At 65.4% G+C, this 11700-nt stretch carries 11 protein-coding genes; 1 reads left to right on the top strand and 10 read right to left on the bottom strand.

Annotated elements, in window-relative coordinates:
- Window positions 1-134: 134 nt before the first annotated feature.
- Together FJZ36_08270 and FJZ36_08275 are read right to left on the bottom strand one after the other, a co-directional pair.
- Window positions 135-2081, bottom strand: a complete 1947-nt coding sequence (locus tag FJZ36_08270; GenBank protein ID MBM3214894.1) for a hypothetical protein — start codon at window positions 2079-2081, stop codon at window positions 135-137.
- 2 nt (window positions 2082-2083) lie between these two features.
- On the bottom strand, window positions 2084-3232 hold the full coding sequence (locus FJZ36_08275) for a Gfo/Idh/MocA family oxidoreductase (protein ID MBM3214895.1): 1149 nt from the start codon (window positions 3230-3232) through the stop codon (window positions 2084-2086).
- A 144-nt stretch (window positions 3233-3376) separates the two neighbouring features.
- Here FJZ36_08275 and FJZ36_08280 point away from each other — a divergent pair, with 144 nt between their 5' ends.
- Window positions 3377-4072 (top strand): hypothetical protein, encoded by a 696-nt coding sequence (locus tag FJZ36_08280; protein ID MBM3214896.1) that lies wholly within the window; start codon window positions 3377-3379, stop codon window positions 4070-4072.
- A 201-nt stretch (window positions 4073-4273) separates the two neighbouring features.
- On the opposite strand, the gene FJZ36_08285 is transcribed toward FJZ36_08280, so the two are convergent.
- The 8 genes from FJZ36_08285 to FJZ36_08320 form a co-directional block, all read right to left on the bottom strand.
- On the bottom strand, window positions 4274-5341 hold the full coding sequence (locus tag FJZ36_08285; protein MBM3214897.1) for a hypothetical protein: 1068 nt from the start codon (window positions 5339-5341) through the stop codon (window positions 4274-4276).
- A gap of 182 nt (window positions 5342-5523) precedes the next feature.
- Window positions 5524-6552 carry a carbon-nitrogen hydrolase family protein gene (locus tag FJZ36_08290; GenBank protein MBM3214898.1) on the bottom strand — a complete coding sequence of 343 codons (1029 nt, stop codon included), beginning with the start codon at window positions 6550-6552 and terminating at the stop codon, window positions 5524-5526.
- A gap of 34 nt (window positions 6553-6586) precedes the next feature.
- Entirely contained in the window at window positions 6587-7450 is an 864-nt protein-coding gene (locus tag FJZ36_08295) for a dienelactone hydrolase family protein (GenBank protein MBM3214899.1), read from the bottom strand.
- Window positions 7451-7635: 185 nt separating this feature from the next.
- Window positions 7636-8016, bottom strand: coding sequence for a hypothetical protein (locus FJZ36_08300; protein MBM3214900.1), 381 nt, complete (start codon window positions 8014-8016; stop codon window positions 7636-7638).
- Window positions 8013-8447 (bottom strand): DUF433 domain-containing protein, encoded by a 435-nt coding sequence (locus tag FJZ36_08305; protein MBM3214901.1) that lies wholly within the window; start codon window positions 8445-8447, stop codon window positions 8013-8015. Before FJZ36_08305 ends, FJZ36_08300 begins: the two co-directional genes overlap by 4 nt.
- 384 nt (window positions 8448-8831) lie before the next feature.
- Window positions 8832-9032, bottom strand: a complete 201-nt coding sequence (locus FJZ36_08310) for a type II toxin-antitoxin system HicB family antitoxin (protein ID MBM3214902.1) — start codon at window positions 9030-9032, stop codon at window positions 8832-8834.
- A 341-nt stretch (window positions 9033-9373) separates the two neighbouring features.
- A complete protein-coding gene (locus FJZ36_08315) occupies window positions 9374-9934 on the bottom strand; it encodes a DUF2335 domain-containing protein (GenBank protein MBM3214903.1) in 561 nt (186 codons plus the stop codon).
- 393 nt (window positions 9935-10327) lie between these two features.
- The gene (locus FJZ36_08320; protein MBM3214904.1) at window positions 10328-10609 is read right to left on the bottom strand and encodes a hypothetical protein; all 282 of its coding nucleotides are present in this window, start codon (window positions 10607-10609) and stop codon (window positions 10328-10330) included.
- Between the last annotated feature and the right edge of the window lie 1091 nt (window positions 10610-11700).

Here is an 11700-nt window from a genome sequence, read left to right on the forward strand (position 1 = left end):
AAATCGATGCTGGCAGACCGCCAGGGCGCTGGGTTCCCGCTTCCTGACCCGGCAAAGGCAGAGCTCGCGGGAATGACGACTGTGACCGGACCAAACAGCCGGGCGTAGGCAGAACCCACGGTGCAGCGCCGCCGCTAGCCCGCGATCCATCCCGCGACGGTCTCGGCGTTTGCTGCGCTTCCGGCGATGGTCAGAGCGTCCGACGCTCCGGCAGAGCGATAGGCGCTCTCAATGGTCGCCAGGTCCGCCGACGGATGGACGTTGTGGAGCGCGAGCCGTCCCGGAGCCGCCAGCGCGCCCGCCGTCCCGATGTCGCCAGCCCGCCGGATGCCCGGCAGATAGAAACTCCCCTCGAACGACGCGTCGTCCGTGTTGTCCCACTGCGCCATATCCGCGACCGTGACGAGAATGTCCGGAGCCAGCCCGCGCGCCAGCAGCGCCCAGATGCCCGCTTCCCCTGTCCCGACCAGATGGATGCCCTGCTCACGCGCCGCCGCGTAGGCACACGCCGTCAGGATATCCTGGATGCGGTTCGCCAGTTCCGTCTGATTGAACGTCAGGAAATGGCGCGACTCCTTGCGATCTAACCCTGCGCTCTCGCCCGTGCGGAAGGCGTCGATCGCCAGGACGGAGACGCCGCGCGACAACAGCGCCGACGCGATGCCCGTCGGTCTGCCGTCGTCGCCGACGAAGCTCGCCTTGCCCTCGGGCGACACGAGAACCGCCGCCGCGCCCTTGGGGTTCTTGGCGTGCAGGTAGAGCCCCGGGATCGCATCGCCCGCTCCGGGTCGCGACAGCACCAAGCGCTCCGCGTTGCCGTTCGGCGAGGACGACCGGACATCGACGCGGCTGGGTACCGACGCATTGACGACGTGCTGATACGTCGCGCCCAGAACGGTTCGCGCGCGTTCCAGCAGTTCTGGTGTAACGGGCGCGAGCGACTCCAACTGCGCCTGGGCGGTTGCGATAATCGAATCGACGACTTGCGCCCGCGTCGGAGTGCCAGCGGGAAGCCCCTGCGGGAAGACGCGCATCGTCTCGGGAGCCGGCAGGTCGAAGGGCTGCTCCTTGAGTTTGGTGGCGTCGCGCTCGTCGCGGAGCCATCGGTTCATCCAGGCGTACATCGCCTCGCGGCTGGGCAAGTTGTAGTTGTGCCCGGCGTCGATCTGCACTTCCGCGAGATGGTCCGCCGCGCCGTAGAGCTCGTAGACGCGCCGGATCGCGGGGTACTCGACGCTCGGCGTGTTCTTGGTCCAGTCGCCCGTCGCGGAGATGAGGAGCATCGGGCGTGGAGCCGCCATCGCCCCGATCTCGACGTTCGTGGCGTCCAGGCGCAGATGGGGGGCGTTCTCGCAGAGGCAGCCGCCTTGCATGTGCGCCGAGATCATGTTGACGGGGACGGGAACCTTCACCCGGTCGTCCACGGCTGCGAGGAGGAACGTCTGCGTTCCGCCGCCGGACGCGCCCGTGCAGCCGATCCGCGACTTGTCCACGTCCTCGAGCGATTCCAGGTAATCGAGAACACGGATGCTGTTCCAGAGCTGGAGGCCCAGCAGCGACAGTCCCCAGAGGTACTCCCGCGTTCCCTCGAACTGGTGGTCGATCTGGAGGCTGTCGTTGTAGCCCACCATGTCGTAGCAGAAGGTGACGAACCCCTGCCGGGCGAGCGAGATGCCGCGACCCGGGATCGAGAAATCGTCCGTGTGCTCCAGCCGCCCGTGGCGGGCGTGTCCGTGCGGCGACGCGACGCCGGGGAAGGGCCCCAACCTCCCGCGCGGGCGATAGAGGTTCCCCGTGACGAAGAAGCCGGGATAGCTCTCGAAGGCGACGTTCTCGATGGTGAATCCGTCGCCCTCGATCTTGCCGGTGACGCGGGGGTTCAGCGGAGGCTTGGGCGGCAGCGGAAAGAGCCCGCTGCTGACGAGGATGTGGAGCCGCAGTTCCGCCTTGCGACGCTCCCAGGCGTCCAGCGAATCGTACGTCGGCATCGGCGGGTCGAAGACCGTGTTCGTCTCGGGCAGGTAGGAAAACCGCCGGTCGACGATGGAGCCGTCCGTCGGCAGAACCGTCGTTGTCGCCATGCTCAGCCTTTCCGCTTCGGTCCGATATCGCCGTTTTCGAGCATCGTCAGGAGGGCGCTGTCCGTCGTCGTGAGTGGCAGGTCGATCCGCTCGCGCCGACGGCTCGACTCATACGTGGCGAAGATGAGCTCGGTCGCCTGGAGCGCCTTCCGCACGGAGAGCCTCGGCTCCTCACCGCTTTCAAGGCAGGCGATCAGGTCGAGGATCGAGAGAACCGTGTCGTCGCCCTTCGGCGTGACCGTGGAGAGGTCGGGGAGCTCCCATCCTCGGCTGGACGAGCGCAGCATGCGCAGGGGCGGGTCCGCGTGGGCGATCAGCTCGATGACGCCTTCGGTGCCGACGATGCGCAGGTCTTCGCCGGCGGCTCCGCGCATGCCGGTCAGGAGAAGCCCCTTCCGCCCGTTCTTGTAGAAGACGATGCTGGAGCCCTGGTTCTCCACCGGGACGGCGAACACGGTGCGCGGTTCCCCTTCGACGTGGATCTGTCCCAGGACCGACTGCGCCGGCTCGTCGTTGTTCCAGTAGAAGAACATGTCGAACCAGTGGGTTCCCCAGTCGAACATGTTGGGACACTGACCCTCGAAGCGCGTGACTTCGCCGATGGCTCCGGCGTTGACGAGCTCGCGCGCCTTGACGAACCGCGCGCCGAACCGCCGCTGGTGGCAGAAGGTCGTCAGGACGTTCGCGTCGGCGACGAGCCTGCCGATCTCCTGGGCATCGCCCCAGGTGGGAGCCATGGGCTTCTCGGCGTGGATCGCCTGGACGCCCGCCTCGACCGAGGCGCGGATGAGCGGCAGGTGGAGCCCCGTCCAGACGCAGACGCTGACGATGTCGGGCTTCTCCTTCGCCAGCATCTCCTTCGGGTCGGCGTAGATCTTCGGAACGCCGAACTCCTCCGAGAGCTTCTTCGCGTTGTCCGCCGACGGGTCCGCGCACGCGACGAGCTTGACGTTGGGCGCCGCGACATACCCACGAGCGTGTCCCCGTCCCCTGCCACCACAGCCGATGATCGCCGCTTTGAGCTCTGCCATGCCGATAGTCCTTCGGAAGATGCTCCACGCAATGACCGGCGACCGTTGTCCCTCAAGACGCCCCCCGGCGCAAGACCGGAGCCGTCCGCCGGTGGTGCTCGGGTGGTAGGACCGGCTCATGGGGTTCCTCTTGCCGAAAACCTCGCGCTGTCGGTCCCCACAGCGCCGAATCAGCGCCCGGCGCGTTTGACAGACTGGCTCCCAGGGCTATGAATCGTACGGGTACGTTGCTTCGCACATAACGGCTAAGAAGGGATACGTTCAATGAACCGGCTCATTCTGAGCGTCGGTGTGCTCGCCCTCGCCTGCTCGCTCTCCATCCCGGGTTCCGCCAAAGTCATCACGCTGTTCGAAGACGACGCGGCGTTCATCGACGCCCTGCCGAACCAGGACACGGCGACCGAGATCGCCATCGAAAAGAAGATCGTCTTCAAGGGCAAGGTCGCCGTCAAGCTCGACGCGAAGGGCAATGCTGCGACCAATGGGCAGAAGTACAACGCGAACATCGCCGGATGGGCGTACTCGATCGTCGAGAAGCCGTCCAAGGATACCGACGCCCGCTACATCCTCTTCTCGTGGCGCAAGGATGGCGGCGCGGGGATCATGATCCAGTTCCCCGACAACGGCGCGTGGGGAGCCGTCAACGCCGCGTTCGTGGACCCGCCAGCTCCGGGAACCCGGCGTTACATCGCCGGCGAAAACCTGACGGGCTGGACGGGCATCCAGGTCAGCAAGGATGTGCCGAAGAACTGGACGCCCGTCATCCGCGACCTGTGGGGAGACTTCACCAACTTCACGATGACCGGCGTCGCGCTGACGCAGTTCAACGAGATCGGCTACTACGACGCCATCTACCTGGCGTGGACGAAGGCGGAGCTCGAAGCGATCGTCCAAGGCGTCCTGCCGGTGGAACCGAGGACGAAGCTCGCCACGGCTTGGGCGGAGCTCAAGACCCAGTAGCCGGCGCGCACCCAACCGCCGATGGAACCCATCCACAAATCAACGCGCCCATCGCTCGAAGGAGTGATGGGCGCGCGGCTGACGCGTCGAGCCCGCGCAATCCCCGTTGGGCATGGCAAGAGCCGTTCACCAAGCTGCCGCCGCAACACTCACCTGAATCCGTCATTCCCTTTCACACAGGAGCCGATGCGGACTGGGTTCCTACCCGTCGTTCCCCCGCAGCGCGTTGGCGATGCGCCCGTAGAGCGCCCGCACGCCCTCTCCCGCGAACTCCGGCACGCGCATCATGTGGTGGGGCTTCCCGCACGCGGCGTGGTGATCGACAGGAGCGTAGCCGCCGAGCTCGCCCCAGTACTGCGAGATCGTCGGCACGACGGCATCGGAGAGCTTCGCCGAGATGACCACGGGCGACGCGTCGGGCGGGAGCGGCGATCCGTCGAGCGAGCAGACCTTCGGCGGCGGCACGCGCCCGTCATCCGGCGGCGGAGGCAGGGCGGGCTTCCTACGCGTCGTGATGAACCATCCGAGGGCGAAGAGCGCGGTGCCGAAGTTGCTCGGCGGGATCGGTTCGGTTCCCGCGATGAAGGACACGTAGCGAAGACCGGGATCGTCCGTCACGCGTTCGTTGAAGACGCGCATCGAGCGGACGCGGAGCTGTTCGAGGGCTCCCCGGCTGCGGGCGATGCTGTCGAGGAACCCCTGGATCGACTCGCGTTCCTCCTTCGTCGCGATGAGCAGTCCTTCGACGAACCGCAGGAACTCCTCGCGCTGCGGTTCACCGAGAACCCGCTGGATGACTGCGCGATGCTTGTCGGCGAGCCTGCCGAGCTCCGCGATGCGGTCGGACGTGCTCCACTTGGCGAAGATTCCCGCGAAGAATCCGAAGAGGTCGTCTGCCCGCCAGGCGCGGTAGAAGTCCGCCATCGGCGTGCCGTGGTTGGGCGTCGCCAGCGTTACGGCGGCTCTGACGCGCGAGCGCACGGCGGCTGGCAGCGTCAGGGGCGTCGCGGGCGAGAGGAGATAGCGGACGTCGAGTCCGCCGGTGCTGAATCCCAGCAGGTAGAGTCGGTCGGTGGGGTCGAGGGCGTCGCCGTCGCGGGTCGTCTCGCGGATCGTGTCGCACAGCTTGGCGGATCGGCGTTCGATGGAGCCGATGGGTTCGGTGGGAACCGGCACGCACCGGAAACCTTCGGCGGTCAGGATCGGGATGACCGCGTCCCAGAAGCCCCAATAGCCCTCTTTGCCGCGATATCCGAGGTAGCCGGGCACGAGGTAGAGCGTGTCGATGGGCGTTCTCCGCGGCTGGTGGTCTGTTCAGGTGAACGTTCGAGGAACCCCCCTCCCCAATCCTCCCCCACGCTTCGCGGGGGGAGGGGCTCCATCCCCTCCCTCTTGAATGGGGGAGGGTTAGGGTAGGGGTTGGCTGCCCTGCGACTCGTCCCGACAGACCGCTAGACGAGTCCGCCTCGGAACCGAATCTCATTGATCTGGCGACGGCTGCGCTGCTGGTACTCGCGGAGGGTCTCGATGCCGTCGCGCTTGCAGAGGTCGCGGGCGCGGACGCCGGGCTTGGCGGCTCGCAGAAGCCACCACGCCTCCATCTCGAAGTGCCGCTCGATGACGGCTTCCCCGTTGTCGATGAGCCGCCGCACCTTGTCGCCGGTGAAGTTCTCGTGGATGAGGACGCGGTCGAGGTCGAGCGTCGCGATGGTCTGTCCTGGCCGGGGCTGGAGGACGTCCGCAAGGTTCTCGCCGGTGATGTCGATGAGGTTGCCCCATCCGACGGGGACGATGGGGTAGTGGTAGAGCATCGCGTAGGCGTTGAGGGGCATGCCGCCGCCGTAGGCAGAGGGCCAAAGGACGAGTTCGACGTCGAGTTCGTCGGCTTCCTGCCAGAGTTCGGGGAAGTTGACGTCGAAGCAGGTGAAGATGCTGATCCGTCCGAAGTCGAGGTCGTAGACGCGGACGCCGTCGCGGCTGGGTCGGGAGTTCTCGCCCCAGAAGACGTAGACCTTGCGGTAGGAACCGATGACGCTCCCGTCGCGTCCGATGAGGACGGCGGTGTTGTACTGCGTCCCGTCGGCGCGTTCGACGATGGGGCAGAGGACGTACATGCCGTACCGCTTGGCGAACCGGGCGATGGCGTCGGTCGTGGGTCCGGGGATGGGCTCGGCGGTCAGGCTCGCGAAGGCTTCGGGCAGGCAGGCGATATCGACGCCGTTCTCGCCGGAGGTTTCGAGGTGTTCGGCGGCGAGCTGCATCTTGGCGTCGTACTCGCCGCCGCAGCCGATGGCGATGGCGGACACGGTGACGGGTCTGCCGAGGACGGGCGTCATGGAGCAGGCTCCTTCCGGGGGCTGGGCGGCGCACGGGCGATGCGCCATCCTAGCCGACCGCTGTGCCCTCAGCAACGATGGCGCGGTTTGACGAACCCCCTCCCTAACCCTCCCCCGCCTAACCCTCCCCCGGGAGGGAACCATCGCTCATCACTGCGACGCGAAGGGAACCGCGCACCTACTTGCTGTGCTTCGCCAGGATCGCCTGGAGCCGCTCCCAGGACGCGATGCCCGCCTGCTTGTTGGGGTCCGCCAGGTCGTCCGTCTCCGCCGCCTGGCGCATGAAGGCATGTCCCGCGCCGTCGTAGATGACCGGCTCGTAGAACTTGCCGGCGGCTTTCATCAGCTCTTCGCTCTGCGGGATGGTTCCGTTGATGCGCTGGTCGTTGCCGCCGTAGAAGCCGTAGACGGGAGCCTTGATGCGGGCGATGTCCGCCGGATCGGTGGGCCCGCTGCCGTAGAAGACGCACGCGGCGACGAGGTCGGCGTGGTTCGTCGCGAACCGGAACGTCTGGCTGCCGCCCCAGCAGAAGCCGGCGACGGCGACCTTCCCGCTCGACGCGGGCTGCTTGGCGATGTACGCGGCGACGGCTTTCAGATCGGCGGTCACCTGGTCGGGCGGGAGCGCCCCGATAGCGCGGGTCGCCGCCGCCGTGTCCGCGAAGGAATCCGTGTTGCCGCCGCCGGGTCCCATGCCGGAGAGCAGGTCCGGGACGATGGCGACGTAGCCCGCCTCGGCGACCTGGTCGGCAAAGGCGCGCAGCCAGTCCGCCATGCCACGGTTCTCGTGGATCAGGATGAGCGCGAGCCGCTTGTCCGGCGCTTCGGGGTACGCGACGAACGAGGCGACGGAGCGGTCGCCCTGCTGGATTTCGACCCATTCGCTGTGTCGGGGCGAGTTGTTGAGGCGTTGATCGACTTCGTCGGGCTTCTGGTCCTGCGCCGTCTGCTTCTCGTCCACGTCCTTCTCCAATGCCGGGGCATCCTGCGCGCTCTGGCAGCCGAGGGCGGTAACGAGCACTAGGAGAGCGATTCGCCGCATGGGTTCCTCCTCATGTCTGGTGGCGGCGGGCAAGGCGAGCGTCCGCCGCAGGGCGTAGTCTAGCCCTGGCGGGTGGAGGGTGCAATGCGGCGTGCCGATGCCAGCGCCGGCCGTTTTTGCGCAGGCGACGCTCCAGAACGGGCCCGTGTTGCTTTGGGTTCGGGCAGGCCCGCGGCAGTAGACTCTTACAGTTGGATCAACTCGATCCTCGTGCCGCTGGGAGGAACACGGTAGGCGAACGGTTTCTGTGTGTTGGCAGCGAGCTCTTTCATGCGCGGCCAGTTGCGCACGAGTTGCTGTACGAGTTGGCAGTGAGTCAGGTTCTTACCACCTAAGAAGAACGCGCCAACTCGACAGCGCGTGAGGGTAGCTCGCTCAGCAGGACGGTAGCGAATCCGCTCGTCCCTGGTCACGATGAGCCAACCTCGCTGCCCAACGTCCTGGAGCCAGGCGACGTCAGCTGTACCGGCTGGGTACTCATCCAGAAGATGAGTCACGTTCTCGCCGAAGCCCTTCATACCATCTGCAAGCGGTTTGCCGAGATCTTCATCGATGAAGAACCTCATGCAGCCATCCGTTCCTCAAAGCAGATCGCTGCCTCAATGCAGTCCGTCTCCAGACCAAACCACCTGCGAACTGGCCCGATCTTGCGTCCCTCTGCGACATACAGATCGTACACATTCGCAGTCGTTATGCCGGTTCCGGCGACGGATGGGCTACCGAACGAGACCGCTGGGTCAACGACCACGCGTCGATCCGCGTCCGGTGGATACCAGCGCTGCGCCAGATCGGTGGAGCTGTCGAACTCGATCTCGTCAGCAAGCGCCTTGATGACGTCTGGAATGACCCACTGCCCGCCAGAGAGAAGCTTCATCATCGCCTCGCCTTCGTCTGCCTTCGCTGACTCCTTAACGGCGAGGAAGACCCCTCTACCATCCGTGAAAAAGCGCTGCCGCGCGAAGTGATCCGTACCGAGTATCTCCCTTGCCTCCTCCAACGCCTTCCTGAGCGTCTGCAGACTGATACCGTGGTCGAGGAATCGACGAACGAACAGCAGGTCCACGAGATCTAGAAACGAAGCATATGACGAGCCACCCGAATGTCGGATTACAGGCTCTTGCCGCCGGCGTTCGTCCCGATAAGCGTACGAGTACCCCTGCAACCAACGGTGCACGCGACCAGAGCTCAATCCGACAAGCCGCGCTGCTTCTGCAGCAAGGTACGCTGGTTGCCGCAGCGGCGATTGCCCAGTGGTCTCTAGCTGGTGCATGTGTGGCTCCTTAGAATGGCACTCCTAGCGACTCCTAGGCAGCAGCAGCTTACTCGATGCCCGCAGAGCGCACAAGACACACCATGCTACCGTTCTACGTCACTCCGTATGCTACACAATCACTTTGACCATGAGATAGGTCTCATACGGTCGCAAGCCCATCTCCCGCCGGAAGGCGATGCATTCGGCGATCGCTTCCTGGATGTTCTCGATGGCAGCCTGTTCTGTGGCTCCTTGCGAGATGCAGCCGGGGATCGCCGGGCATTCTGCCACGTAGCCGCCGGCTTCGTCGGAAGTCAGTATGACCTGCAGATAATCCGCTACGCCGGTCGCGTTTCGTCAACCGCTATCGCCGTTGCAGGCATGGTCCGTCGAACCACCCAATCCGTCGGGGCCATCTGGATGGAGGGTGTCACTAGCGACCCTTTCTCTCCCGTGTACGTGCCTGCTCAAGTGGCGATTATGCCACAGTCGAACGTGGCGCCGAAGGCTGGTCACCCACCCATCACCGCCCGCGTCAGCAGCGAGATGAGCACCGGCATCGCCGTCGAGAGAACCGCCAACGTTCTGTTGCCAAGGGATACCGGCGTTTGTCCGGCTATACCGATGGAGAGATGTTGAGGAACCGACCGAGTTCATCGTCGGTGCCAGTGTCAGCGCTCGGTAGACTCACGTATTGTCGGAGTCTCAACGTCGGCTTTGCGTTGAGTATCTCGGCGCTGTTTCCGCGCCCGGTTCAGGAACATAGCGACTAACGCTCCGAACTCCGCCGCAAGAACGCCCAATGAAGCGCCGACATACCCAAGGGAAATCATATATGCGGCAATGCCGGGCCACACCAGCACCGCAAGTATCGAAGCGACAGTCAAGCCCCACCGTTCATTGCGAACGTTCGCGTCGACCACTTTCCGCTCGATCGCCATTCGGTGATCGGACTGTTTCTCATACTGCTCAACGAAGATGCGCGTCGACCCAGGATGGTGACGTTCGCAAGTCTCAAGCAGGCCAGGAGGCGGGAACGGCCCAGAATAGGACTGGGTGCGCTGAATCGCGACCATCTGGGACGTGCCGGAGCTAGCCGAATTGCCGTTCGCCGGTTTGGGTTTCGATCTGCCTGACGAGTTCGCCATAGGCGGCTTGTGCGTCTGAACTGAGGCACTTCCAGTCCGCGAGGAACGCCTGCTTGTCCGCTTCTTCCGGCGTTGCGCTGACATTGTAGGTATCCAGACTACCAAACAGGTCGATCGTACGCGCGACGCCCTTCCAGAAGCTCGGCATGGCGAAGAGTCGGAACGTCGGCGAGTTCGTCACCGTTGTCAGATCGGTCATGGGAACATCGTCCTATGGTAATCTTGCCATGTGTGCTGTAGCCTCATTTAGCCACGCCATCGGACGTTTGTCAAGACATACATTGCCCGATGCAAGCAGTCTCCTGTATCGAGCGCGTTGGGGCTCACGTGCAATCGGTGAACCACATTGCGTTGGTCGTCGAACCAGCCCTGTGGGCCAGGCGTCCTAGCGGACACAAGCGATTACTGGATTCGGACTGCTCGTTCCCTGACTGCATCAGTCCTGTGCGGCTGCCGTGGATTCCGAATTGATCTCCATCACCCTCCACCCATCACCGCCCGCGTCAGCAGTGAGATGAGCACCGGCATCAGCGTCGACAGCACCGCCGCGATCCCCGCGATCCGCCACTTCGCCGCCTCCAGCTCCCGCAGGCGCTTCTCGTGGTCGTCGAAACGCGCCTCCTGCGACACCATCCGCGAGAGAATCTCCCCGACCTTGATATCCAGCCGCGTCAGGAGGTCGTGATCCTTCTCGACCAGCGACTCCAGCCGCGAGAAGAGCTCGTCCGTAGTCCGGACCCGCGCCTCGATCATCTCCATGTCACCCTCCCCAACGCTCATCGCCGAGCCAGCGGGCGAGCTCCGACGTCAGCGAGCGCGGCTTGTCGGCGCAGTGCAGGAGAATCCGCTCGCCGGCGTCCGTCTCCTCGCGCGTCTCGCGGAGAACCCGCGCCGACACATCCAGATCGCCCCCCTCGTGGTTCCGCCGATGCCGCGAGACGATCCGCACCAAATCCCCCGGCGCGAACGGCGCGTCACCCGCCAGCAGCTCGAACGTCAGCGCGACGCGCGGTTCCTTGTGCCGCGCCAGATACGCGTCGGCGTCCGCCTTCAGGTCGGCGAGCGTCATGTCGGGATACAAGGGAACCGCCTGCCGCACGCCGTACGTCGCCTGGCTCGCCGCGTCCTGCACGACGCATAGGAGCCGCTCCGACCCCTCGCCGTTGCCCACTGCGACGACGAAGTTCGCCAGCTCCGAATCGTCCCGCTCGCAGCGCAGCAGGTTCCCGTGAACCCCCTCCGCGAACGTGCAGGCGTCCCGCCGATCCGTTCCCCAGTCAGAGCCGACCGACCCCGCCGACGGCACGCTCTGCATCTCGAAGGTTCCTGACGGCGTCAGGCGGTATTCCAACCCGAACAGCCCGCAGAGCCGATCCAATACGCTCAGATGGCTCGACCCACCGACACGCATCAGACCCAGCTCGACGTCCGGCACGCCCGACGGAGCCGCGATCCCCGGAACCGAACGCCGCGCGATCACCTCGACCGCCTTGAGCGAAGGCGTCTGCGACGTGTCCGGCGTCGTCAACGTGAACTCGACGGCGACGTACCGGCGCGGCGTCAAGCCGCTGATGTCGATCCCCACCCCGCGCGGCTGCGAACCCTGAACCGGCGAGCCCGTGAACGTCCGCGCGTCCGTCAGGTTCTCGAACGAGGCGATCCGATAGGCGACGGTTCCCACGGACGTGTCGGCAACGTAGCGCAGCCGGTCGAACGCCGTCGGCGCGCTCCCGAAGTCGATGAAGGGCGTGACGTACGTCCCGCTGGAGGCGTACACGCCGCCGCTCTGGGTCAGGACGACCGCGCCGCCGTCGTCGCTGGGGTCGGACGCCGGCGACAGGTTCACGCTC

This window comes from Candidatus Poribacteria bacterium (assembly GCA_016866785.1).
Taxonomy (GTDB): Bacteria; Poribacteria; WGA-4E.

Excerpts from the sequence above, each read along its gene's own strand:
- FJZ36_08270 (MBM3214894.1), bottom strand. The coding sequence starts at position 2,081 with ATGGCGACAACGACGGTTCTGCCGACGGACGGCTCCATCGTCGACCGG.
- FJZ36_08275 (MBM3214895.1), bottom strand. The coding sequence starts at position 3,232 with ATGAGCCGGTCCTACCACCCGAGCACCACCGGCGGACGGCTCCGGTCT.
- FJZ36_08280 (MBM3214896.1), top strand. The coding sequence starts at position 3,377 with ATGAACCGGCTCATTCTGAGCGTCGGTGTGCTCGCCCTCGCCTGCTCG.
- FJZ36_08290 (MBM3214898.1), bottom strand. The coding sequence starts at position 6,552 with ATGGTTCCCTCCCGGGGGAGGGTTAGGCGGGGGAGGGTTAGGGAGGGG.
- FJZ36_08295 (MBM3214899.1), bottom strand. The coding sequence starts at position 7,450 with ATGCGGCGAATCGCTCTCCTAGTGCTCGTTACCGCCCTCGGCTGCCAG.
- FJZ36_08300 (MBM3214900.1), bottom strand. The coding sequence starts at position 8,016 with ATGAGGTTCTTCATCGATGAAGATCTCGGCAAACCGCTTGCAGATGGT.
- FJZ36_08315 (MBM3214903.1), bottom strand. The coding sequence starts at position 9,934 with ATGTCAGCGCAACGCCGGAAGAAGCGGACAAGCAGGCGTTCCTCGCGG.
- FJZ36_08320 (MBM3214904.1), bottom strand. The coding sequence starts at position 10,609 with ATGGAGATGATCGAGGCGCGGGTCCGGACTACGGACGAGCTCTTCTCG.